Source organism: Streptosporangium sp. NPDC000509, assembly GCF_042898365.1.
GTDB lineage: Bacteria > Actinomycetota > Actinomycetes > Streptosporangiales > Streptosporangiaceae > Streptosporangium.
In genome coordinates this window covers 230,973-254,166 of sequence record NZ_JBIAYX010000011.1, presented here as the reverse complement: position 1 = coordinate 254,166, position 23,194 = coordinate 230,973, and the positions used below count along the sequence as shown (strand labels likewise).

Sequence of the window (23,194 nt, the reverse complement as noted above, 5' to 3'; positions counted from 1 at the left end):
CAAGAGGTTGGGGCGTTATCACAACGTAATCTTGTTCACGTGCGCGTAAATTGTGTTGGAGCGATCGTCCTCGACGGGTCGGGGCGGATGCTTCTGGTGCGTCGTGGCCACCCGCCGGGCGAAGGCCTGTGGTCCGTCCCCGGAGGGCGGGTCGAATCCGGGGAGTCCGACTCCGAGGCGGTCGTGCGGGAGGTCCTTGAGGAGACCGGGCTCACGGTCGTTCCCGGACGTCTGGCCGGGACCGTCGACCGCCCCGGTCCCGGTGACACCGTCTACGAGATCCGCGACTACCTCGCCGAGGTCTCCGGCGGCACGCTCGCCGCGGGGGACGACGCCGCGGACGCCCGCTGGTTCACCCGCGAGGAGCTCGCGCGCCTCCCCCTCACCCCCGGCCTGCTGGACGCGCTGACCGAGTGGGCGGTCATCGCGCCAGGGTGAAGCGCCACGGGATCGCCGCGAGCGCCACGCGGCCCGGGAGCGCCGGGCGACGCGGGTGAGCGCGTGGCGCCGCGGTTTCCCGTCCTCGTGACGAGGTGAGCGCGGAGCGCCAAAGGGTGAGGCGTTCCGCACTGTGCGTGGTGGAGCCTCCTGTCATCGTGACGAGGTGAGCGTGGAACGCCACAGGGTGAGGTGGTCCGCACTGTAGGTGGTGGAGCGGCCCAGGGCGACGACCTGGGTGCCGGAGACCGCCACCGCGCCGAGCCACTGGGCGCCCTCGCCGTCCAGGCTGCCCTGGCTGGGGGTGTGGCGCTGCCAGTTGAGGCCGTCCTCCGAGGTCCAGGCCGCGCTGTCGCCGGCCCCCGCCACCCCGTGCCAGCCGACGGCCACCACGCCCTCGGGTGTCGCGGCGAGATCCTGGACGGCGGACGCCCGGTCCGTGGGGAACCAGGAGAACTCCCAGCTCGCCCCGTTGTCGTCGGAGACCGCGCCGAACGCCTTCCTGCCCTCCTCGGTCTGTGCCGTGCCCGCCGCGACGACGTACCCGCCGTACAGGACCACGTGCCGCAGGCCCGCGGACGTCGCCCCCGGCGGCAGGACCGGCTTGCGCGCGGTCCAGTTGACCCCGTCGGCCGACACCCACACCACGCCGGTCTCGCGCTCGGCCGTACCGGTGCCGCCGACGGCGACGTACCCGGACGAGGTCGCCGAGACGTCGTACAGCCGCACCCCCGTACCGCCCGCGGGAAGCTTGGACGCCCTGGAGAAGCGCTTGAGGTCGGCGGAGAACCACAGGACGGGCACGGTGGCGGCGGGGCCGCGGTCCTCGCCCGCCATGACGTAGCCGGACGGCCCCGCCGCCACCGCGTGCGGGGCGAGGAAGTCGTGGTCGCCCGCCGGCGCGAGAGGGCCGAGCACCGGCACCCTGCGCCAGCTCTCGCCGTCCGCGGAGGTGAACAGCAGGGGCTCGGTGGAGGAGGCGTCGGTCATCGTGCTGCCCGCCGCCAGCCAGCCCCGCCTGCCGTGCGCGACGTCGGCGAGCGCCTGTCGCCTCGGACCGCCGAAGAGCCGCGCCGGGCCGCCCGCCTTCCAGGCGTCTCCGGCGGCGCTGCTCCAGATCCCGGCGTCGCCGGAGACGGTGCCCACCGCCACGAACCTGCCGTCCCCCGAGGCCACCCTGGCCGTCTCGCGGGCGGCTCTGGCGAGGCCCTGGATGCCGCTCAGCGGTACCGGCCTCGCCTCGCCCCCCTTGGGCGCGGTGATGAGGACCACCCGGTTGTCCACGTCGGCGGCGCGTTCGTCGCCGCCGACGACGAGCGTGCCGGTGTCGGACAGCGCGAGCGCGCGCAGCGAGCCGGGCACCTCGCCGAGATCGGTGGTCTTGCTCCAGTCGCGGCCGTCCTCGCTGGTGTGGACGGTGTAGCGCTCGAAGCCGGACTCGACGACCGCGGCCACCCCCGCCGAGGAGGAGGCGAGGCGCTTGACACCCGTGCCCTCCTGCCCCAGGCCGGTGATGGCTCCGCACGCCTTCCAGTCGGCGCCGTCACCGGAGCAGTAGACGCGGACCTCTCCCCTGTCGCTGCGCTGCTGGGTCGGTACGAGGACGAACCCGTCGCCGGCCACGGCCAGCGCGCCCGGCTCGGGGATGACGTCGTTGAGCGCGGCGCCGGTGCGCTGCCAGTTCCTGCCGCCGTCGGACGAGCGCAGGATGACCGAGGTGGACTGCCCCTGGGCCGGGTCCGCCAGCGCGACGACGGCGCCGCCCCTGGCGACCACCGCCTTCATGCCGCGCACCTTGTCCGGCATGCCGATCTCCCGGGTCTCCACCCGGTCCCAGGCGCGCCCGTCCGAGGAGACCCAGGCGACGGCCCCGGTGGTGCCGTCGTCCAGTACGGCGGCGCCGACCGCGACGAACCCGGAATCGGTCCTCGCCAGATCCATGATCTTGTCCCCGCGGGCGAAGGCGTCCAGCCCGCCGGGGTCGGCCGCGGTCCAGGCGTAGCCGTCGGAGCTGGTCCACAGGCCGTGCCCGCCGCCGAGGGGGTCGTTTCCGGCCGCCAGCCAGAGGCCGTCGCCGCCCGCCACCCGGCCCACCGTGGTCGGCCCCGTCTCGTACCCCTCCGGACCGGTCACCTTGCCCAGCTGCCAGGTCGTGCCACCGTCGGGGGAGACGAGGAACAGCGGCCTGGGGACCGGGCTGGTGGTGTCGCTGCCGACCGCGACCATGACGGAACCCACCGAGGCCACCGCGTTGAGCACCTGGTTGGATCCGTTGCCGCCGACACCGGCCTGCGGCACGAAGTTGTCGTCGCCCGACGTCACCTCGTCACCGACCAGCCGGAGTCCGGTGGCGAACGGGCTGCTCACCCAGCCCCACAGGACCAGGCCGCCGCCGACCGCGACGGTGAGGACCAGAACCATCAGGAACGGGATCACCAGACCACGGCCACGCCTGCGCCTGGTCGGGCTGGAGCGGCGCACGGCGGAGGGGGCGGTGGCCGGGCGGTGGTGCCGCCCGCCGTTCGTCCCCCGCCTGCCCGGCGGGCCCTGCGCGACGAGCATGTCGGGCCTGGCGGGCCTGCCGCCCGGTGGGCGCCCCACTCTTCGTACGGGCTCGAAGTCGTCCTCGGCCGTCGCGGAGGGCCACTCGGGCTCGGGTTCGGGTTCGGACGCCGGCCCGGACGGCGCTCCACGCTCGGGTCCGGGCTCCGGCGCCGGTTCCGGTGTCGCCGCGATGCTCGGCTCGACCCTGATCCGCTCCTCGGCGGAGGGCTGCGAGGACTCCTTTCTCCCGCTCCCTCCCGGTTCGCGGGGCGGCCCCGAGGCGACGAGGAGGTCGGGGCGATCCGCCCTTCTCCTCCTCCCGCGCTCTGGAGCCGGTCCTGAGGCGACGAGGAGGTCGGGACGGTCCGCCAGCCGCGGCCGCCCCTGATCGGGCGTGGCGTGGCGTCCCTGCCCCGCTGACCGCCCCTCCTCGCCCGAGGGGTCGGCGGAGGTCTCCGGCGCGGGCGAGGGGCCCGAGGACTGGGAGGAGGGGCCGTAGGGGCGGGCGTACGGTCGGCGGCGCTCGCTCCCGAGTCCTTCGGGGCGGGCCTGCTGCGGCTCGCCGTCGTCCGGGGTCGGCGCGGCGAACGGCGGGAGCATCCACGGGGAGGCCATCGGACGCCCTCGCGTGCCGTCGTCCGAGGGGCCTGGCGGGGAGTGCTGGATCGTCGGCGGTGACGTCTGGGGCTCCTGGGACCTGCCTTCGTGTATAGCGTCGTCGTGCACGCCGTCGTCGTCCGCCGGCCACTCTTGCGAGCGCGGGTCGTGGGGGCCCGAGGCCACGCTCAGCACCTCCTTGCAGGAAGCCCATTCAGACCGGGACAACTCGCCCCGGACCGTTCCAGTCGTCTCCGTAACAGCAGGCCGCAACCCCTATGGATGCGGCAAATCGCAGCGTTCCTACTAGTACCCCGTTCTCCGGAAACGATCACCTCCCGCGACCGGATACCCGGTCCCCGGCCGTACACAGTCAAGAGCAACACGTCCGGGCCGCGATGACGAGACCTCTCTAGTCAGATTTTTCAATCCAGTACCTGAATTATCCGGCTTTCTCGTAGTTCGGTGAGGATCCAAGGTCGTCCTTCCGAGTGCGGATTAGTTCACAGACGCCCGGAACCACGGCCGGTACACCTGATGTCACCATCCACCACCCCAGGGAGCGGATATGACACGGCTGGGGCCCGTATACACACTGGCGGCAGGAGCGGTGATGGCCGTCGCCCTCGGCGTGGCCAGCGCCACCACCTCACCCGCCACCCGGACCGTCAACGCCCAGGACGACGCACCCGCCACGCCCGCCCGGGCCGTCACGGAGGCGTCGCCCACGCCGGAGGTCGCCAAGACGGCCAGGCCCACCCCCGCCAAGGCCGACTACGCCGGGCGGGTCACCGGCAACGGCGGCCTGATCGCCGTCTCCGTCAGGAACGGCAAGGCGGTCGGCTACTTCTGCGACGGCAGGGTCGAGGCCTGGATGAAGGGCAGGGCCGCCGACGGCAAGGTCACCCTGTCCGGCCGCGGCGACGCCTCGCTCACCGCCCGTCTCAGCGGCGGCGTCGCCGCGGGAACCCTCGGTTTCGGCGGCAGGAAGTGGAGCTTCAAGGCTCCGACCGTGAAGAAGCCCTCCGGCCTCTACCGGGCGACCGCGCTCGTCCGCGGTGCCGACGTCCGCGCCGGATGGATCTATCTCGACGACGGCACCAGGGTCGGCCTCACCCTCGTGGGCGACGAGGTCGCCGACGTGCCGATCCCCGAGCCCGGCGAGAACGCCGTCGTGGACGGCGTGGAGGTCGATCCCCGGGACGTCGACGAGTTCATCGAGGAGTTCTGATGAGTGACACGCAGATCACACCGGTCCCGCAGCGGCGGGCCGACAACGTCGCCCCGCTCCTCGTCCCGCTCGTCGTCGGCGGGCTGGTGGCGGTCGGGCTCGGCGTCTACGGGCGGGTCCACACGCCCACCGGGTACGCGATCGGGCCGGCCGGATTCTCCGGGGCGTTGGCGATGAAGTCCTGGCTCACCACCGGCGCGTTCCTGCTGGCGTTCGTCCAGCTCTTCTCCGCCCTGGTCATGTGGGGCCGGATCAAGCTGGACGTGCCGTGGATCGGTGCCCTGCACCGCTGGTCGGGGCGGGCGGCGTTCCTGCTCACGATCCCGGTGGCACTGCACTGCCTGTACGCGCTGGGCGCCCAGTTCGACGTGCCGCGCGTGATGATCCACTCACTGCTCGGCTGCTTCTTCTACGGCGTCTTCACCGCGAAGATGCTGTCGTTGCCCAGGCGGGGTCTGCCCGGCTGGACCCTCCCTGTCCTCGGCGGGCTCACCTTCGTCGCCCTCACCGGCCTCTGGCTCACCTCGTCGTTCTGGTTCTTCACCACGATCGGGGTCAGGTTGTAGGCGGGGTGAAGGCCGTGGTGCGCCGCAGACCGGCGGCCCTGCCCTTCGCCGCGACCACCAGCGCCATCTTCCTGGACGCCTCGTCGATCATCTCGTCGCCGAGCATGACCGCGCCGCGCCTCTCGACCGTCGTGTAGTACTCGTACGCGTCGAGGATCAGCTCGGCGTGGTCGTAGTCCTCCTGCGGCGGCGAGAACACCTCGTTCGCGGCCTCGATCTGGGAGGGGTGGAGCACCCACTTCCCGTCGAACCCGAGCGCCGCGGCCCGTCCCGCCACCCGGCGGAACCCGTCGAGATCCCTGATCGCGAGGTACGGGCCGTCGATGGCCTGCAGGTCGTGTGTCCTCGCGGCCATCAGGATGCGCATCAGGATGTAGTGGTAGGCGTCGCCCTCGGTGTAGCCGGGCGGCTGCTCACCGACCACCAGGGTCCGCATGTTGATCGAGGCCATGAAGTCGGCCGGGCCGAACACGAGCGTCTCCAGGCGTGGGGACGCGCCGCCGATGGCGTCCACGTTGACCAGGCCCCTCGCGTTCTCGATCTGGGCCTCGATGCCGATCCCGCCGACCGGCAGGCCGTTCGCCCTCTCGATCTGGGTGAGCAGCGTGTCGAGCCACATCACCTGGGCCGCGTCCTCCACCTTGGGCAGCATCAGGCAGTCGAGGAACTCCCCCGCGCCCTCCACGACCTCGATGACGTCCCGGTAGGTCCACTGGGTGCCGAGGTCGTTGACCCTGACGACCCTCGTCCTGCCCGACCAGTCACCCTCGCGCAGGGCGGCCACGACGTTCTTGCGCGCGCCCTCCTTGGCGAGCGGCGCGACGGAGTCCTCCAGGTCGAGGAAGACCTCGTCGGCGGGGAGCCCCTGGGCCTTCTCCAGGAATCTGGGGTTGCTGCCGGGCACCGCGAGACACGAACGTCGAGAACGCATGGGGAACACGCTAACGCCCTCGGGGAGGCGGACGGCAGACCGGGCGGCGCCACGGCCTTCGCGCCGGGACGAGCCGGGCGACGCCGTGACCTCGGCCGGAACACGCCGGGTGAGGGCGAGGACACCCCTGTGGCCTCCACACAAAGACCCCGCCCTGTTCTTGGTGATGATCTCGTAGGACCCTTGCCTGAGATGTCAGAAGAATGGACATCAGGAATCTGCCAAGGGAGACACGCACGATGGCAAACGCTTCTTCGGTGGCAAGGCCCGCCGTACTGTCCGACCTCATCCCCGCGTCGCGCGTCCGCGACGTCGCGCTCGTGGTCGGCGGCGCCGTCCTGACGGGCCTGGCCGCGCAGCTGAGCTTCCCGCTGCCCGGCTCACCGGTTCCGGTCAGCGGCCAGCCCTTCGCGGTCCTGCTGGTCGGCGCCGCCCTCGGCATGAACCGCGCGACGCTGAGCATGGCGCTCTACATGCTGGTCGGTGTCGCGGGCGTGCCGTGGTTCGCCGCCGGCGCCTCCGGCTTCGGCGGGGCGTCCTTCGGATACATCATCGGCTTCATCCCCGCGGCGGCCATCGTCGGCAAGCTCGCCGAACGCGGAGGCGACCGCACCGTGCCGCGCACGATCGGCACGATGATCCTCGGCAACCTGGTCATCTACGCCTTCGGCCTGCCGGTCCTCATCTCCGTCGCCCAGCTGGATCTCGCCACCGGCCTCGCCCTGGGCGTGGTGCCCTTCCTGCTCGGCGACGCCGTCAAGATCGTCATCGCGGCGGGACTGCTCCCGGCCGCCTGGAAGCTCTCCCGGCGCTGACCCGGCGACGTGTACGGCCTGCACCGCCATTCGGGGAGGCACAGGCCGTACATTCGTCTCATGGGTGTGATCGAGGAGGGCGCGAAGAAGTCGAGCGTCCTGTGGCTGTCGCTGGACCGGCCCCGGCTGGCCTGGCACACCTGGCACGACGGCGCGATCTACCTGGTCACCGGCGGGGGCGAGCAGCCGCTGCCGGGGCTGGCGGAGGCCGGGGAGGTGCGGGTGACGCTGCGCAGCAAGGACAACGGCGGGCGCCTGGTCGCCTTCGACGCCTCCGTGGAGGTGGTGGATCAGGCGAAGGCCCCGGACGCGGTGGCCGCGCTCGCCAAGGAGCGGCTCAACGCCCCCGACGGGGCGAGGCTTCTGGAGCGCTGGGCCGCGGTTTCCAAGGTGATACGGCTCACCCCACGCGAGCCGGTTCCCTGACCTCTTCGACGGGCGAGGGCAGCGCGGCCGTGGCCCGCTGCGCCAGGTAGGCGCCGACCAGGACGATCAGGCCACCCGCGATCTGGAAGGGGCCGAGCGCCTCGCCCAGCAGGATCCAGGCGACCACCGCCCCGGCGATGACCTCCAGAGAGGCGACGGTGGAGCCGATCGCGGCCGACAGGCGGCGGATCGCGAGGACGCCGAGGATGTAGGCGGCGGCCGTGGCGACCACGATCAGCCAGATCAGCGCCCCGACGACCGGCAGCGTGTGGCCGCCCTCGGGGGTGGCCGTCCCGCTGATCGCCTCCCAGGGGATGTTCCACGGCTGGGAGAACGGCAGGAGCACCACGGCGGCGCCGAGCAGGCCCCAGGCGATCAGGCCGAGCGGGTCGATGTCGTCGCCGAAACTGTCACTGAGCAGGAAGTATCCGGCGCAGCACGTCATCGCGACGAAGGCCAGCAGCAGGCCCACCGGGTCGAGGGCGAGACCGGACCAGACCTCCACCACGATGCCGAGACCGACCACGGCGACGACGGCACCGACGAAGGCCGCCCGCGGCAGCCGTACCCGCCGGACGAACCGTACCCAGAGCACCACCAGCACCGGCGAGGTGTACTCGATGAGCAGGGTGACGCCGACCGGCAGCCGGGTGATCGCCGCGAAGAACAGCGCCTGCACACCGGCGACCGCGACCACCGCGTACACCAGGAGGAACGGCAGCCGCGAGCGGGGGATGCGCAGGGCCGCGGGCCGGGCGACCGCGAGGATGCCGACGAGCAGCAGCCCGGCGCCCGCCATCCGGATCCAGACCGCCTCCAGCGGGGCGAGTCCCGCCGCGCCCAGATATCTGGCCATGGGACCCGAGAAGGCGAAGGCCAGGGACGACGCGAGCGCGATCAGGAGTCCTGCACGTCTCATGACCCACCATTTCTGTAATTACCGTTAAGCAGCTTTGATGCTGTCATGGTGGGGCGTCGGGCAGCAAGTGAGTTCCGCGATGTGAGCAGGGGAGCATGGCGGGGGCCGATCGGTCCGGGATGCGGCCTACGCTTCAGATGTGAGGATCTTCATCGCACGTCTCGCCGGAACCCCGGTCTTCGACCCCGCGGGGGACCAGATCGGCCGGGTCCGCGACGTGGTGGTGGCCATCGCCGGAAGCGATCCGCCGCACGTGCACGGGCTGGTCGTCGAGGTGCAGCCCCGGCGGAGGGTCTTCCTGCCGATCACCCGGATACGCTCCGCCAAGGCCGGCGCCGTCGTCTTCAGCGGCCAGCTCAACATGCGCAGGTTCGAGCAGCGGGCGACCGAGACCCTCGCCATCACCGAGCTGCTCGACCTCGGCGTGGAGGTCGACGGCGAGCGGATGACGGTCCTGGACCTGGCCATGGAGGAGACCAGGCGCTCGGAGTGGCTGATCACCAAGGTGGCGGTGATCGAGAGCCCTCCCGGACTGGGGCTGCGCCGGCGCGGCGCGACCAGGATCGTCGACTGGCGCGAGGTCCACGGCTTCGGCGCCGTCCAGAAGGACCAGGGCGCGGCCAACCTGCTGGTCGCCTTCGAGTCGATGCGCGCCGCCGACCTGGCCGGCGCCCTGCACGAGCTGCCCGCCAAGCGGCGGGTCGAGGTGGCCGCCGCCCTCGACGACGTACGGCTCGCGGACGTGCTCGAGGAACTTCCCGAGCGGGACCAGATCGGCATCCTGAGCAGGCTCGCCCCCGAGCGGGCCGCGGACGTGCTGGAGGAGATGAACCCCGACGACGCGGCCGACCTGCTCCAGGACCTCCCCGCCGAGCAGGCCGAGGCGCTGATGGCGCTGATGGAGCCCGAGGAGGCCGCGCCGATCAGGCGGCTGCTGATCTACCCGGAGAACACCGCGGGCGGCATGATGACGAGCGAGCCGGTGATCCTGCCCCCGAGCGCGACGGTCGCCGACGCACTCGCCAACGTCCGCCAGCGCGAACTCACCCCGGCCGTGGCCGCGCAGGTCTACGTGACCCGGCCGCCCGTCGAGACGCCCACCGGCCGCTTCCTCGGCCTGGCCCACTTCCAGCGGCTGCTGCGCGAACCGCCCTCGACCCTGCTCGGCGGCATCCTGGACACCTCCCTCGACCCGATCAGACCCGAGTTCACCCTGCACCAGGTCACCTCCTACCTGGCCAACTACAATCTCGTGGCGGCTCCCGTGGTGAACGAGGCGGGACGCCTGGTCGGCGCGGTCACCGTCGACGACGTGCTCGACCACCTGCTGCCGGACGACTGGCGCGAGCGGGACGACCGACCGAGAGAGGGCGGGAATGGCTGACCGTCTCGACCAGCCCAGGCAGCCCGGCCTTCGGTTGCGCCCCCACTACGACCCCGAGGCGTTCGGGCGGCTGTCGGAGCGGATCGCCCGCTTCCTCGGCACCGCCAGGTTCCTGGTTTACATGACGGTTTTCGTCGCCGTCTGGGTGCTGTGGAACGTCGTCGCCCCCCGGTCACTGACGTTCGACCCCTACCCGTTCATCTTCCTGACGCTGATGCTGTCGCTCCAGGCCTCGTACGCGGCGCCGCTGATCCTGCTCGCCCAGAACCGGCAGGACGACCGCGACCGGGTCCAGAACGAGAACGACCGCAGGGCGGCGGAGCGCAACCAGGCCGACCTGGACTACCTCACCCGGGAGATCGCCGCCCTGCGCATGGCGCTCGGCGAGGTGGCCACCCGCGACTACATCCGTTCGGAGCTGCAACGCCTGCAGGAGGACCTCTCCGAACCCCAGAGGTCCGGGGAGCCGTGAGCCCGCGCGACCTCCGGCCGGGCCTGGGAGGCGAGGGCTCAGTAAGGGTCGGTGCCGGAGCCGGGGAAGAGCTTGTTCAGCATGGCCGCGCACTGCCGCAGCTCGTCGGGGTCGAGCATGTCCAGGAACTGGCCGCGGATCCCGCGCAGGTAGGTGGGGCCGGCCTCGGCCAGCCGCGCGGCCCCCTCGTCGGTGAGGACGGCGAACAGGCCGCGCGCGTCGCTGGGGCACGCCTCGCGCTCGACCAGGCCGTCGCGCTGGAGACGGTCGATGAGCCGGGTCAGGCCGCTGCGCGACAACAGCACCCTGTCCGCCAGGTCGTTCATCCTCAGCCGCCGCTCGGGCGCCTCCGACAGCTGCGACAGGACCTCGTACGAGGCCAGGGCCAGGTCGTGCTCGACCAGCAGGTCGGCCTCCAGCACCCGGGTGATGCGGACCTGGGCCCGCTGGAGCATGCGCCAGACCACCAGCTCCTCCGAGCCGGTGCTCCCTCTTGACTCGCCCGCTGTGAGGGTCACGGAGTAACCTTAGAACGTTGCACGTGCACCTACACAGCGGATTGTCCGAATCCAGCGACCATCACCGGTTTCGGAATTCCTTCCGGTGTTCTCGGGTTCATACCATGGACTTACGACGCCGACCGCTCCCTGACGGGATCGGCCTCCTGCCAAGCCATACGGGCGCCACGACGGGCAGGGCCCGCCTGTGAGACGCCTCATCGATAACAGACAAGGAGGGACGGCATCCTCGTCGCCCCCGGGGTGACGTGATTGCCGACACTTCGATGGCACCTACCACGGAACTGGTGATGGCCGCCCTCGCGACCGTCAACGACCCTGAGATCCGTCGGCCGATCACCGAACTCGACATGGTCAAGAGCGTCGACATCTCCCCCGAGGGAGCCGTACGTGTCGCGATCTACCTGACGGTCTCGGGTTGTCCCATGAAGGACACCATCACCCGAGACGTCACCGGCGCCGTCTCCAAGGTCGACGGGGTGACCGGTGTCTCCGTCGAGATGGACGTGATGAGCACCGAGCAGCGCAAGACGCTGCAGACCAAGTTGCGGGGCGCGAAGGGGCCGGAGAAGGAGATCCCCTTCGCCCAGCCCGGCTCGCTGACCCGTGTCTTCGCGGTCGCCTCGGGCAAGGGCGGCGTCGGCAAGTCGTCCGTCACCGTCAACCTGGCCGCCGCGATGGCCGCGAGCGGCCTGAAGGTCGGCGTCGTCGACGCCGACATCTACGGCCACAGTGTGCCGCGCATGCTCGGCGTCTCCGAGCGCCCCACCAAGGTCGAGGACATGATCATGCCGCCGGTGGCGCATGACATCAAGGTCATCTCGGTCGGCATGTTCAAGCCGGAGGGCAACACCCCGGTCGTGTGGCGTGGCCCGATGCTCGACCGTGCCCTGCACCAGTTCCTCGCCGACGTCTACTGGGGCGACCTGGACGTGTTGCTGATGGACCTGCCCCCGGGCACCGGTGACATCGCGATCTCCGTGGCGCAGCGGATGCCGTCCGCCGAACTCCTGGTGGTGACCACCCCGCAACAGGCCGCCGCCGAGGTCGCCGAGCGCGCGGGGTCGATCGCCGTCCAGACCCACCAGCAGATCGCCGGTGTCATCGAGAACATGTCGTGGCTGCCCTGCCCGCACTGCGACGAGCGGATCTCGGTCTTCGGCGAGGGCGGCGGCCAGACCGTGGCCGACGCGCTCACCCGCACCCTGGGCTCCCGCGTGCCGCTGCTGGGCCAGGTGCCCATCGACACGCGGCTGCGCGAGGGCGGCGACGAGGGCAAGCCGCTCGTGCTGACCGACCCGGACGCCCCGGCCGCGGCCGAGTTGAGCCGCATCGCCGCGTCCCTCAGCAAGAAGTCGACCAGCCTCAAGGGGCTCCAGCTCGGCATCTCGCCCACCCGGCGCGGCTGAGGCGACCGGGTCGGCTGAGCCAGAGGCCGACGGGCCGGTCCCGCGGGACCTGAAGCGGCCTCTGGCGCGACGCGACGACGGCGGCGTCCCCCGAACCGGGGGCGTCGCCGTCGGCCGTGTGAGGCATACCTCAGCCGCGCGAAACGGAAAAACTACGCAAAGTTCAAATGACTGGTGTGCCGACACGCGACCTTGCCGGGGAAACCAGACCTGAAAGGAATCGGTCACCCGGTCGGGATGCCCGGCCAACGTTCGGAGACGGGCCGCTAGGTCGCGTCGGAGTCGTACGGGGGGATCTCGCCGTACCCCAGCTCCCCGCCGCCGCTCATCGCGTGGTGGTCGGCCGCCGGTTCCGCGGTGGCGGTGGCCTTCGAAGTGCCGTTCAGATCGTCCTCAAGATCGGCGATGAGGTGCTTTCTGACGAAGTTCTTCGGGTTGAGGTCGGCCGGGTCGAAGTCGGCGAACTCGGGACCGAGCCCCGACCGCAGGTCGTCTCTCGCGTTGTTGGCCATCCGGCGCAGGTTGCGTAGCGTCTTACCCGCCTGCGAGGCGGCCTGGGGCAGTTTCTCCGGGCCGAAGACGAGAAGGGCGATCACCACCAGCGCCACGATCTCAGGCCAGCCGAGTCCGAACACGGTGATCTCCTACCGGGAGGAAGGTGCCAGAGGCACCTCTCCGGCCACACGCCGGAGAGGTTCCACACTAACGCCCCCACCGGTGAGCACGCGCCTCACCCCGCCTCTCAAAAGGGCCGCTCAGGAGGGTTGGGGTGAGGGCTGCTCGGGGGCGGTACCGACGGTGACGGTCGCGGTCTTCTCCTCACCGCCCCGCTGGTACTTGACCGCGAGCTTCTCACCGGGAGCCCTGTTACGGATCATGGCGATCAGCTCGTTGCCGTCCTGGAGCACGACACCGTCGATCTCCAGGATGACGTCTCCGGGCTTGAGGCCCGCCTGTGCCGCGGGGCCGTTCGGCTCGACCGGCTGGGTGCCCTGCCTGGACTCGGTGGCGATGCGCACCCCGACGCCCTGGTAGGTCGGGTCGATCGCGACGCCGATGCGCGACTTCTTCGCCTTGCCCGTGGTGATCAGCTCCTCGGCGACCCGCCTGGCGTGGTTCACCGGGATGGCGAAGCCGAGACCGATGCTGCCGCTCTGGCCGCCGACCGACCTGCCGAGCGTGGCGATCGCCGAGTTGACGCCGATCACCTCACCGTTCACGTTGACCAGCGGTCCCCCCGAGTTCCCGGGGTTGATGGCCGCGTCGGTCTGCACGGCGCTGAGCCAGGTGGTGTCGGAGCTGTTCTCCTCACCCGCCTGGACGGGCCGGTTGAGCGAGCTGACGATGCCGGAGGTCACGGTGCCGGTCAGGCCCAGCGGGGATCCGATCGCGATGACCGGGTCTCCCACGACCACGTTGTCCGAGTTGCCGAGAACGATCTCGGGGGCGCCGAAGGTCTCCGCGGGCTTGACCACGGCCAGGTCGGACTCGGGGTCACGGCCCACGACGACGGCCGAGGTGGACTTGCGGTTGTTGAACTGGATCTGGATCTGGGCGCGCGAGTCGGCGTTGGCCACCACGTGGTTGTTGGTCACCACGTAGCCGCCCTTGATCAGGAAGCCCGAACCGGTGCTGGAACTCGCCCCGCCCTCGACGGCGAGTGACACCACGCTGGGCAGGACCTTCGAGGCCACGCCCGCGACCGACTCCGGAGGCCGGACGTTGGAGCCCGTCGGCGCCCCGCCCAGGCTGAAGGAGGGGTCGCGCCCCGAGCCCGCGGGCTTGGTGAGGAGATAGGTGCCGACGCTGCCGAGCGTGGAGGCGAGCAGCGCGATCACCAGACCGAGGATCACCAGCGTGGTGGTGCGAGGCCCACTCCTGACGGGCCTGGGCGGCGAACCGCCGAAGCCGCCGAAACCTCCGGGGCCCACGGGGGCCCCGGGCGGCGGCGCCCACCCGGGTCCCATGCCGAACGCCTGGGCGGGCGGAGGGGGCTGAGCGGACTGGGAGGCGAAGACCATCGTGTCCTGCCTGGGCGGCCTGCCCGAGGGGTCGCCCCAGCTGTGACCCACGGGACCGGGGCCCTGGTCGCCCTCATCGGGCGGCAGGTGCCTGTCGTGGTGGAGCGACTCGGGCTGGTCCTGCGGCCTGCCCCACCGGGCGTGGTCGGACTGGGCGCCCGGCCGGCTCCAGTCGTCGTCGCGGGGCTGCTCGGCCTGGAAGGGAGCCCCCTCTCCGGCGGGCAGGAACTCGGGACGGGAGAACTCGGGGCCGGATAAGTCGGGGCGGCGGGACTCCTGGGTCTCGTGTCCGCCGTCGGCGAATTCCGACGGCGTACGGCCCTCAGCATCGTTCGCCTCGCGGGCAGTACGGGCGTCGTCGGTCATCGAATACTCACTACTCCTTGACTCGCGGACGGCCGCTCACCGGGTCAACCCGGCAATCTTCCCCCGAGTGGCATACGCGATGTGTAAAGCACGCGCTATCCGAAGGGATTGACCCAGGAGAGCAGACGGCTGGCACCGCGGCCGAGCCGCGTCCAGAGATCGGGAACGGCCTCGTGCGGCAGCGCCGTGACAGCGGCGTCGACCATGTCGGCCGGCGCGTCGGCAAAGACAGTGTAGACATGACCCCCACTCGCCCAGATCGTCTCCTGCACAGCAGGGTCTCGAATCCAGATCGTATGCCCCTTACGCCGTTCCGCATGCCAACCCTGGAGGCGTTCTTCGTCAAGCATCCCAGACTGGATAAAAACCGACACAACCGACAAGCCATCTGAATACCCGAGATACACGTATCCGGAAGGGACGGTGCGAGCGGCGAAGAGCTCCAGCCGTCCCGGCAGGGTGCGGGGAAGACGCAGCCCCTCGGCCTCCAGCCGCGGCAGCTCGGCCAGGTCAAGGCCACCGGCCGCCATCGCGGGCGCCGCGCTCCTCACCACCGGATCGAGGGTCAGGTCGACGAAGGCTCCGGCCCTGACGACCCGCCCCTTCGTGTCCATGAGCTCACGGCGCAGCACCGGGCCTCCGTCCCGGTCGAGCCAGTAGCGGGCGGCGACCGTGCCGTCGGCCCGCAGGACGTTCACCAGGCGGGCCGGGCGCCCGCAGGCGAAGCCCTCCCCCGCGTCCACGACCCGGTAGTTGCGGGCCATGACCTCGAGCATCACCTCGGACGGGCTGGACATGCCCCCGGCCGGGGTGCCGGGATCGGCGTTCCGCACCGAACCCGAAGGGGCGGCATCTCCCACGGCCCCCGAGGACCCCGAGGACCCCGAAGACGCGGTGCGTACCGTCAACCCCTTTCCCGGGACGTTGCGCACCTCCAACACCTCGGAGACGGCACCCGAGGTGCCCCAGGAGGTGACGTACTGGGTGCCGGAGTATCCGCGGGAGCGGCCCGCGGCCGCCGCCTCGCGGAGCAGGTGCAGGCCGGTGTCCTCGCTCTCGACGTCGTCCGGCGGCGCGACGTGCGGGGACCGGACGGCGTGTGCCGTACCGCCCGTCACCAGCCCCAGCAGCATGAGAGCGGCCAGGATGACCGTGGCGGGCAGCCGGATCACGGAGAGGGGGAGAGAGTCGGCGTCGCCGACCCGCCATAGGGCGCGGTGTTCCTGTGCTGGTTGGCGAACATGTCGACCGGCGGCACGATGCGCGGGTTGGGATCGGCCCCGCCTACCACGAACAGGGTCCCGATGGCCACGGCCGCCGAGGCGACGCCCACCGCGACGTAACCCGCCCTGCGCGCGCGGCGGGGTCCTCCGGCACGGCCCCTGGGCCGGTTGTCGGGGGGTGCGATGCCGTGCATGCTCGGAATGGGCGCGCCACCGAAGGTGCGTGCGGCCCGAAAGGGGCGCTCACGCGGCGGCAACGGGCCGCCGGGCTCGGCCATTCGCAGCAGGGACATCGTCAGGTCGGTCGGCATCGCCGGACCGTCAAGGGAGCGCAACCGGCTCTTCAGGGCCCGCACGGCGTCGACCTCGGCCCTGCAGGGGGCACAGAAGGTCAGGTGCGAGAGGGCACGGTCGCGCTCGTGGTGATTCAGCTCACCGTCGACCAGCGCGGAAACGCGTTCTCCGAGGTGACTCATGCGCACTCCTTGCCAAGTGGCTCGTCGTGACATTCGTCATGACTGTGGTTTCTCATGCGAATTCCTCCCCGTGAGTAACGTTCGGGGGGAATTGATCGTTCCGCGGCGCACGGTGGTCCAGCGCCTCACGCAACTGCGACCGCCCACGGTGGATCCTGCTGCGGACGGTGCCGAGCTTCACGCCCAGCGTCGCCGCGATCTCCTCGTAGGACAGCCCCTCGATGTCACACAGGACGACGGCCGCGCGGAACTCGGGCGCGAGCGCGTCGAGTGCCGCCTGGATGTCGGGCTCCAGATGGGTGTCGTCGTACACCTGGGCGGGAGAAGGCTCGCGTCCGCGCAACCGCTCGGCGGCGTCGTCGGCGAGCCCCTCGAACCTGATGCGCTGCTTGCGCCGCGCCATGTCGAGGAACAGGTTGGTGGTGATGCGGTGCAGCCAGCCCTCGAAAGTGCCCGGCGTGTAGTTGGACAACGACCTGAAGACCCGGACGAAGACCTCCTGGGTGAGATCCTCCGCATCGTGCACGTTCCCGGTCAGCCGATAGGCCAGCCGGTAGACGCGCGCAGAGTGCGTCCGGACCACCTCCTCCCAGGTGGGAGGCGTCCAGTCGGACATGGGAGCTTCCGCCTGGTGGTCGGAACCCTCCACCGGCACTCCTCTCTCAGGGGCCACCGCTATCGCCATAGTGCCTGGTTTCGTCCCTTCGTGCGCACTCACTACCTTCAGGACCGGCAAAGGCCGCTTAAACCGTGCAACGCACCGGGGGTGACATGAGTTCCCGATCGGGCCTGCCTCCCTTAGGCTGCGACCCAGCGCCTATATGACTGTGTACGGAGAAAGCGGGAGGAGAGGCCGATGGCAGAGACGCCGACAAGTCCGTTGGAGGCCACTCTGGCCTATGCCGACGAGTTCCACAGGGAGGACGACATCCTGCGGGCCGCGCGCATGCGCGGCGCGGAGGTGGGGGCACCCCCGATCCTGCCCGGCGGCGGCGCCGCTCTCTGCTTCCTCGCCACCGCCATCAACGCCCGTGCCGTCGTGGAGATCGGCACCGGTTGCGGCGTGTCGGGGCTGTGGCTGCTCCGCGGCATGCGCCAGGACGGCACGCTCACCAGCGTGGACGTGGAACCCGAGCACCAGCGGCTGGCCAGGCAGAGCTTCGCCCAGGCCGGATTCTCCGGCGGCCGGATCCGCCTGATCACCGGCCGCGCCCTCGACGTGCTCCCCCGTCTCTCCGACGGCGGCTACGACCTGGTCTTCTGCGACGGCGCCATGCACGAGTACGCCGACTACCTGGCCGAGTCCGTCCGCCTGTTGCGGGTCGGCGGCATCGTCGTCTTCGACAACGCCCTCTGGGGCAACAGGGTGGCCGACCCCTCGCAGCGGGACCCGGAAACGGTCGTCATCAGGGAGCTGGGCAAGCTGGTCCGCTCCGACGAGCGGCTCCGCCCGCTGATGATGCCCCTGGGAGACGGCATCCTGGCGGCCGTCAAGCTCGCCGACTGAGCCGGCTACGGGCGTCCCGTGCGCCGAGACGCTCAAGCCGGCTCCCGGCGCGCCCGAGCGGTCGCCTCGTCATGGAGAGAGCCGGTTCTCGGGCGGCCCTGACGATGTCCACGGTGTCGTCGGGGCGGGTCCGCCCCGCCCACCGGCCGGCGTCTCGACCGTCACCGCCCGCGACACACCCCGAAACCTGGCAATACCGTTCACACGGGTCCGGCAAGCGATCACCAAGATCCTGGGAGACGCGCGTCAATCCTCTATCGGCCGGAAACGATGCCGATAAGGCCATGTCGCCACAACGCGGGCCTTTCCTACGATCACCGATACACAGGGGTGCGCCATGACGGTTGCCGCCAAGCTCGACAAACTGCTCGACAAGGAGTACGAGGGGTCCGATCTTCACTCGCTCGCCAACGCGCCGGTCAGCGCGCTCTCCGGGGTGAGCGAGAGCGACGCCCAGGACCTGGCCAAGGCGTTCGGTATCAGGACCATCGGCGACCTCGGCCGCAACAAGCACTTCCGGGCCGCCGAGGCCATCGTCAGCCTCGCGGAGGCGAGCAGGTAGGAGTGGCCGGGCGGGAGCGGCGGCCCGCACCGGACCCTTCGGGGGATCCGGTCCCGCGACCGCAGGCCGACCGGGAGCCAGGCCCACGGGCCTGGCTCCCGGCCTGGTCACCGCCAGCCGCTCAGCGCCACGTGGTCAGCCTGCTAGCCACCGCTGCTCGCTCAGCGCCACGTGGTCGGCATCGCCGACATGGTCGACATGGTCGGCGCGGCTGTCACCGCTCCCCGATCGGCGCTCCCTGGAGCTCCGACAGCCATCCGAGCAGCAGACGCACGCCGTACCCGGTGGCCCCCTTGCTGAGAACGCCGTCGTCGGCGCCGCTGCGGCCGACATTCGCGATGTCCAGGTGCGCCCACGGCCGTCCGCCGGTGAACTCGCGCAGGAACAGCGCCGCGGTGACGGAACCCGCGCCGTAGGTCGATCCCGCCTCGATGTTGGTCAGGTCCGCCACGGACGAGTCGAGCGCGGGAACGTAGTCGTCGATCAGGGGCATCCGCCAGAGCCGCTCCCCACTCGTCTCCCCCGCCCCGATCAGGGCGTCGGCCAGCTCGTCGTCGGAGGCGAAGACCGCGCCGAGATCCTTGCCCAGGGCGATGCCGATCGCCCCGGTCAGCGTGGCGATGTCGATCATGACGTCCGGCTTCAGCTCCGCGTCGGCGTACGCCAGCGCGTCGGCCAGGACCAGACGGCCCTCGGCGTCGGTGTTGAGCACCTCGACCGTCCGGCCCCCGTACTGCGTGATCACGTCGGAGGGGCGCTGGGCCGTGCCGGAGAAGGAGTTCTCGGCGGCGGCGACGAGGCCGGTGACCCGAACCCGCACGCCGAGCGCGGCCAGCGCGCCCAGGACCGCGATGACGACGGCTCCGCCGGCCATGTCGGTCTTCATGAACACCATGTTGCTCGTCGGCTTGAGCGAGATGCCGCCGGTGTCGTACGTGATGCCCTTGCCGACCAGGACCACGTGACCGGTCGCGTCCTCGGGCTCGTAGGAGAGCTGGATCAGCCGGGGCGGGCTCACCGATCCCTGGCCGACGGCGAGGATGCCGCCGAACCCGCCGGAGCGCAGCTCACGCTCGTCCCACACCCGCACCGCGACACCCCGCTCGGCGGCGCGCTCGGCGAGCCAGGCGGGTGACTTCACCGAGGAGGGGGTGTTGGTCAGGTCTCTGGCGAGCGCCACGGCCTCGGCCACCACCTCGGCGGCGGCGACCTCCGTCTCGACCCCGTCGCCGACGAACTCGAGCGTGACCGGGGAGGACTTCACCTCACCGACCCTGAAGGTGTACGTGGCCAAGAGCGCGCCCTCCACGAACGCGGACACCGGCCCGCTCGGGAGCACGATCCTGATGGCGTCCCTGCCCTTGCCGCGCCGCGCCACCGCCGCGCCCGCCTTGCGCAGGGTGGCCGGCGAACCGTCGCCGACCCCGTAGAGAAGCACCCGGCCGACGGCGTCGCCGTTCGCGACCGGAACCTCGACGATCTCGCCCGCCTCGCCCTTGACCTTGTGATGGGCGAGCAGCGCCGCCACCGGAACCGGCAGCTCGATATCGGGCGCGAGGTCCTCGGCGAAGGGGACGGCCAGCAACTCGGCGTCACCGGGGAGCGTGGTCCCGGCCCCCTCCCCTGCGGCCGGCTCCGCGCCCTCCGAGGACGCGACGAACAGCCCCTGCGCGTAGGGAACGCGCGGCAGGAGCAGATGGGGGGAGATGGGCATAGCGGTAACTCCAGTCATCAGGCCCGGCGTGGGGAGAGGCACCGGGGAGAACACCACGGCCCTGGCGCGAGCCGCCGTGAGGCGGTCCGACGGCCAGGGCCGTGTCATCGTCGGTCTCGCGGGCCGTCGCAGGTGTCATGCTCCCCGAGCAAGCTCAAATAGGGCCCGGCTCCACCACTTCTGGTTTAGATCGGGATCAACCGACGATTTTCTTCAGTTCCTCACCGAGGGCACTTGCCTCGTCCGCCGAGAGTTCGACGACAAGGCGGCCGCCACCCTCCAGGGGAACCCGCATGACGATGCCCCTGCCTTCCTTGACGACCTCCAGCGGACCATCACCGGTCCTCGGCTTCATAGCCGCCATGCGTGTATCCCTTCCTGCTTCGGGCTCCGGATCTCCGACTGACCCGAGGGTGGCCGACGCATTCACGTCTTCTGTGATGTCCTATTATCCCGCCTCCGCAGGGAGAATGGGAACGATCAATCTCAGCGTCGGCTCATCCGGCGATCAAGACCGTTGTCCAAGCCCCCTTCAGACGGCCAAACTTGTCCTCGTGAACGCCCGCGCCGCTCTCTTCGATCTGTACGGGGACCACCTCAGGTCCCGAGGCGGTCGCGCGTCCGTGGCCGCCCTCGTTCGTCTGCTCGCCCCGCTGGACATCGCGGCTCCCGCCGTCCGCACCGCCGTCTCACGGATGGTCCGGCAGGGCTGGCTCACACCGGCCCGGCTGCCCAGGGGACCCGGCTACGAGGTCACTCCCAAGTGCGTACGCCGCCTCGACGAAACCGCGCTAAGAATTTACCGAGTCGGAACGATCACGTGGAACGGCCGATGGCACATCCTCGTGGTGGAACCCGTGCGCGAGCGTCCCAGACGGGAGCGCCTGCGCTCGGATCTCTCCTTCATCGGATACGCCTCCCTGTCGGAGACGACCTGGATCGGACCGCGTCCCTCCCCGGAACTCGACGCGATCCTCGAAGGCGCGGATCTCGCCGCCGACCGGTTCGAGGCGGTGTTCGACGGTGACCCCGCCGCGCTCGTCGCCAGGACATGGGACCTGGACGCCATCGGGGCCGCCTACGAGGAGTGGATGACCCAGGCGACGGAGCTGGTCGGCGGGCTGCCCGACAACGCGAGCGGCGACCAGGTGTTCGCCACCCGGAGCAGGCTGCTGCACGGCTGGCGCAACTTCCTGTTCCGCGACCCCGGGCTCCCCGCGGAACTCCTGCCGCGAGGCTGGCCGGGAGAGAAGGCGAGGATCTACTTCGAGCACGAGGCCGGGCGGCTGCTCCCCGCCGCCGCCGCCTTCGTCGACCGCCAGCTCAACGAGGTCTGAAACCGCACACGGAGTTCACCGAGCCCGCCCGCTGCACGGGGCTCGAGGAAAAAACCGCCGGGCACCGTCGTCCCCCCGCGTGAGAAGGTGACCCCGCGCCACAAGCCCTGAGGGAAAACGTCAGGCCCGGCGTATCCAGCAGTCGGCCAGGTGATCGTTGACCAGGCCGATGGCCTGCATCAGCGCGTAGGCGGTGGTCGGGCCGAAGAAACGGAAGCCGTGCGCCTTGAGCTCCTTGGCCAGTGCCTTGGAACCGGGGGTCTGGGCGGGCACGTCCGCGGGGGTCTTCGGTACGGGAGCGCCGGGGTCCGCGTGCTTCCAGACGAGGTCGGACAGGTCGACGTCGAGCGCGGCCCGCGCGTTCGCGATCGTCGCCTCGATCTTGGCCCGGTTGCGGACGATGCCCGCGTCGCCGAGCAGACGATCGACGTCCTCCTCGCCGAACGCGGCCACGGCCGGGATGGAGAATCCCGCGAAGGCCGCCCGGAAGTTCTCCCGCTTGCGCAGGATGGTGATCCACGACAGGCCGGACTGGAAGGACTCCAGCGAGATCCGCTCGAACACCTGGTCGTCACCGGTGACGGGACGCCCCCACTCCTCGTCGTGGTAGGCGATGTAGTCGGGGGCCGAGGTCGCCCAGCCGCAGCGCACGAGCCCTGGGGAATCCGCCGATTCCATGGGCTGCGCGAGAGTCTCGGATATCACAGGCTCACCGTGAACCGGGGCGCCTGGAGCCACTGCCCGCGAGGTCTCGGTCACCGGGTGTCCTCCGTCTCCCGCTCCCCCGTACGGAGGCCGGCGGATCCGGGAGACGATTTCTTCGAATCCGAAGTCTCGGACGAGGAAGACGAATCCGGCACCTGGGGCGGCTCGGACGGCCTGGCGAAAGGTGACACACCGGATGACCCGGATGACCCGGATGACTCAGACGCCTCGTCGGGCCTGGCAGTCTCCTCCGGTTCGGAATCCTTGGAAGGCACAGCCTCCTCAGAGCTGGGAGCCTTCTCCGGCTCGGAGCTCTTGGAGGGCTCGGCCTCCTCGGACCCGAGAGGCTCCTCCGACTCGGAATCCTTGGAAGGCGCAGCCTCCTCGGGCTCATCCTCGGCCTTCGCCCCGTCAGAGAGCTTCTCGGACGCCTCGAAACCGTCCCCGCCGGAGGACCCGGACGTCTCATCCCCGGCACCCGAAACCACGCGCGAACCGCTGGACAACTCCTCGGACGGCCCGAAGCCGTCCCCGCCGAAGGGCCCGGACGTCTCATCCCCGGCACCCGCAACCGCCCGCGAACCGCTGGACAACTCCTCGGACGGCCCGAAACCGTCCCCGCCGGAAAGCTCGTACGGCGCCTCGGGGCCGCGCGGCGAGGTCCGGGAGCCGGGGTTGAGCTCGTGACGAGCCTGGAGCCGGCCGGCGAGCAACTCCGACACCCGCTGCTCCAGCACGGCGATCCTGGTGTCACGCTCGCTCAGTGCCCCGGCGACCCGGCTCAGCGTCTCGTCCACGCTCTGCGTGTTGTATCCGACGAGGCTCACCGGGAGTTGGAGGGCCATGAAGTCGACCGCGCCGAGCTGACCTGCCTGGGGCAGGTTCAGCGGGGGCACGTCGGGGGCGAACTCACTCAGCTCCCCTCCCCGGCCCATGGCGACGACCGTGACACCGGCGATAACGGCTACGGCAGCGAGAGCTAATACGACCAGCACATACGAATCGTGCCACATCTGCGCTGGCCTAGGATCGG

Annotated in this window: 24 protein-coding genes; 11 read left to right on the top strand and 13 right to left on the bottom strand. The window is 70.8% G+C overall.

Annotation, left to right across the window (positions count from 1 at the left end):
• Positions 1-39 precede the first annotated feature (39 nt).
• A complete protein-coding gene (locus tag ACFY3D_RS21855; RefSeq protein ID WP_350947885.1) occupies positions 40-438 on the top strand; it encodes an NUDIX domain-containing protein in 399 nt (132 codons plus the stop codon).
• Positions 439-591: 153 nt separating this feature from the next.
• Here the strand turns inward: ACFY3D_RS21855 and ACFY3D_RS21850 are convergent, their stop codons facing one another.
• Positions 592-3,597: a hypothetical protein gene (locus ACFY3D_RS21850; RefSeq protein ID WP_389981758.1), complete on the bottom strand. Its 3,006-nt coding sequence runs from the start codon at positions 3,595-3,597 to the stop codon at positions 592-594.
• 550 nt (positions 3,598-4,147) lie between these two features.
• On the opposite strand from ACFY3D_RS21850, the gene ACFY3D_RS21845 reads away from it, so the two are divergent.
• Both ACFY3D_RS21845 and ACFY3D_RS21840 read left to right on the top strand, forming a co-directional pair.
• Positions 4,148-4,810, top strand: coding sequence for a hypothetical protein (locus ACFY3D_RS21845; RefSeq protein WP_389981756.1), 663 nt, complete (start codon positions 4,148-4,150; stop codon positions 4,808-4,810).
• Positions 4,810-5,376, top strand: coding sequence for a DUF6529 family protein (locus ACFY3D_RS21840; protein WP_389981754.1), 567 nt, complete (start codon positions 4,810-4,812; stop codon positions 5,374-5,376). Before ACFY3D_RS21845 ends, ACFY3D_RS21840 begins: the two co-directional genes overlap by 1 nt.
• Here the strand turns inward: ACFY3D_RS21840 and ACFY3D_RS21835 are convergent.
• Entirely contained in the window at positions 5,366-6,307 is a 942-nt protein-coding gene (locus ACFY3D_RS21835) for a CoA ester lyase (protein WP_350947889.1), read from the bottom strand. The genes ACFY3D_RS21840 and ACFY3D_RS21835 overlap by 11 nt on opposite strands.
• A gap of 239 nt (positions 6,308-6,546) precedes the next feature.
• Here ACFY3D_RS21835 and ACFY3D_RS21830 point away from each other — a divergent pair, with 239 nt between their 5' ends.
• A complete protein-coding gene (locus tag ACFY3D_RS21830) occupies positions 6,547-7,122 on the top strand; it encodes a biotin transporter BioY (protein ID WP_389981752.1) in 576 nt (191 codons plus the stop codon).
• 60 nt (positions 7,123-7,182) lie between these two features.
• Positions 7,183-7,548, top strand: coding sequence for a hypothetical protein (locus ACFY3D_RS21825; protein WP_386205539.1), 366 nt, complete (start codon positions 7,183-7,185; stop codon positions 7,546-7,548).
• Here ACFY3D_RS21825 and ACFY3D_RS21820 read toward each other — a convergent pair.
• Positions 7,523-8,467, bottom strand: a complete 945-nt coding sequence (locus ACFY3D_RS21820; RefSeq protein WP_350947892.1) for a DMT family transporter — start codon at positions 8,465-8,467, stop codon at positions 7,523-7,525. The two genes, ACFY3D_RS21825 and ACFY3D_RS21820, sit on opposite strands and share 26 nt — an antisense overlap.
• A 139-nt stretch (positions 8,468-8,606) precedes the next feature.
• On the opposite strand from ACFY3D_RS21820, the gene ACFY3D_RS21815 reads away from it, so the two are divergent.
• Positions 8,607-9,851: a magnesium transporter MgtE N-terminal domain-containing protein gene (locus tag ACFY3D_RS21815; RefSeq protein ID WP_389981750.1), complete on the top strand. Its 1,245-nt coding sequence runs from the start codon at positions 8,607-8,609 to the stop codon at positions 9,849-9,851.
• Complete coding sequence (locus tag ACFY3D_RS21810) at positions 9,844-10,323, top strand: DUF1003 domain-containing protein (protein ID WP_389981748.1); 480 nt, start codon at positions 9,844-9,846, stop codon at positions 10,321-10,323. The genes ACFY3D_RS21815 and ACFY3D_RS21810 overlap by 8 nt, the downstream gene beginning before the upstream one ends.
• Before the next feature lie 38 nt (positions 10,324-10,361).
• On the opposite strand, the gene ACFY3D_RS21805 is transcribed toward ACFY3D_RS21810, so the two are convergent.
• The gene (locus tag ACFY3D_RS21805) at positions 10,362-10,841 is read right to left on the bottom strand and encodes a MarR family winged helix-turn-helix transcriptional regulator (RefSeq protein ID WP_389981746.1); all 480 of its coding nucleotides are present in this window, start codon (positions 10,839-10,841) and stop codon (positions 10,362-10,364) included.
• A gap of 266 nt (positions 10,842-11,107) precedes the next feature.
• Here ACFY3D_RS21805 and ACFY3D_RS21800 point away from each other — a divergent pair, with 266 nt between their 5' ends.
• Complete coding sequence (locus tag ACFY3D_RS21800; protein ID WP_350947896.1) at positions 11,108-12,250, top strand: Mrp/NBP35 family ATP-binding protein; 1,143 nt, start codon at positions 11,108-11,110, stop codon at positions 12,248-12,250.
• A 266-nt stretch (positions 12,251-12,516) separates the two neighbouring features.
• Here ACFY3D_RS21800 and ACFY3D_RS21795 read toward each other — a convergent pair whose 3' ends face one another.
• The 5 genes from ACFY3D_RS21795 to sigE all read right to left on the bottom strand — a co-directional run bounded on the left by ACFY3D_RS21795 (position 12,517) and on the right by sigE (position 17,021).
• Positions 12,517-12,885 (bottom strand): sec-independent translocase, encoded by a 369-nt coding sequence (locus tag ACFY3D_RS21795; protein ID WP_389981744.1) that lies wholly within the window; start codon positions 12,883-12,885, stop codon positions 12,517-12,519.
• Positions 12,886-13,005: 120 nt separating this feature from the next.
• Entirely contained in the window at positions 13,006-14,637 is a 1,632-nt protein-coding gene (locus tag ACFY3D_RS21790; protein WP_389981742.1) for a S1C family serine protease, read from the bottom strand.
• A 95-nt stretch (positions 14,638-14,732) separates the two neighbouring features.
• On the bottom strand, positions 14,733-15,809 hold the full coding sequence (locus tag ACFY3D_RS21785) for a sigma-E factor regulatory protein RseB domain-containing protein (protein WP_389981740.1): 1,077 nt from the start codon (positions 15,807-15,809) through the stop codon (positions 14,733-14,735).
• Complete coding sequence (locus ACFY3D_RS21780) at positions 15,806-16,336, bottom strand: zf-HC2 domain-containing protein (RefSeq protein WP_350947900.1); 531 nt, start codon at positions 16,334-16,336, stop codon at positions 15,806-15,808. The genes ACFY3D_RS21785 and ACFY3D_RS21780 overlap by 4 nt, the downstream gene beginning before the upstream one ends.
• Before the next feature lie 52 nt (positions 16,337-16,388).
• A complete protein-coding gene (gene sigE / locus ACFY3D_RS21775; RefSeq protein WP_350947901.1) occupies positions 16,389-17,021 on the bottom strand; it encodes an RNA polymerase sigma factor SigE in 633 nt (210 codons plus the stop codon).
• 171 nt (positions 17,022-17,192) lie between these two features.
• Between sigE and ACFY3D_RS21770 the strand changes: the two genes are divergently transcribed.
• Both ACFY3D_RS21770 and ACFY3D_RS21765 read left to right on the top strand, forming a co-directional pair.
• Positions 17,193-17,843 (top strand): O-methyltransferase, encoded by a 651-nt coding sequence (locus ACFY3D_RS21770; protein WP_350947903.1) that lies wholly within the window; start codon positions 17,193-17,195, stop codon positions 17,841-17,843.
• Between the two features lie 337 nt (positions 17,844-18,180).
• Positions 18,181-18,405 (top strand): hypothetical protein, encoded by a 225-nt coding sequence (locus tag ACFY3D_RS21765; RefSeq protein WP_350947904.1) that lies wholly within the window; start codon positions 18,181-18,183, stop codon positions 18,403-18,405.
• Between the two features lie 214 nt (positions 18,406-18,619).
• Here the strand turns inward: ACFY3D_RS21765 and ACFY3D_RS21760 are convergent, their stop codons facing one another.
• Together ACFY3D_RS21760 and ACFY3D_RS21755 are read right to left on the bottom strand one after the other, a co-directional pair.
• Positions 18,620-20,119, bottom strand: coding sequence for a leucyl aminopeptidase family protein (locus tag ACFY3D_RS21760; RefSeq protein ID WP_389981738.1), 1,500 nt, complete (start codon positions 20,117-20,119; stop codon positions 18,620-18,622).
• A gap of 196 nt (positions 20,120-20,315) precedes the next feature.
• A complete protein-coding gene (locus ACFY3D_RS21755) occupies positions 20,316-20,483 on the bottom strand; it encodes a DUF3117 domain-containing protein (protein WP_084195322.1) in 168 nt (55 codons plus the stop codon).
• A 190-nt stretch (positions 20,484-20,673) separates the two neighbouring features.
• Between ACFY3D_RS21755 and ACFY3D_RS21750 the strand changes: the two genes are divergently transcribed.
• A complete protein-coding gene (locus ACFY3D_RS21750) occupies positions 20,674-21,456 on the top strand; it encodes a PaaX family transcriptional regulator C-terminal domain-containing protein (RefSeq protein WP_389981736.1) in 783 nt (260 codons plus the stop codon).
• Between the two features lie 120 nt (positions 21,457-21,576).
• On the opposite strand, the gene ACFY3D_RS21745 is transcribed toward ACFY3D_RS21750, so the two are convergent.
• The gene (locus ACFY3D_RS21745; RefSeq protein ID WP_389981734.1) at positions 21,577-22,134 is read right to left on the bottom strand and encodes a DNA-3-methyladenine glycosylase I; all 558 of its coding nucleotides are present in this window, start codon (positions 22,132-22,134) and stop codon (positions 21,577-21,579) included.
• Between the two features lie 77 nt (positions 22,135-22,211).
• Positions 22,212-23,174 (bottom strand): hypothetical protein, encoded by a 963-nt coding sequence (locus ACFY3D_RS21740; RefSeq protein ID WP_389981732.1) that lies wholly within the window; start codon positions 23,172-23,174, stop codon positions 22,212-22,214.
• Positions 23,175-23,194 lie beyond the last annotated feature (20 nt).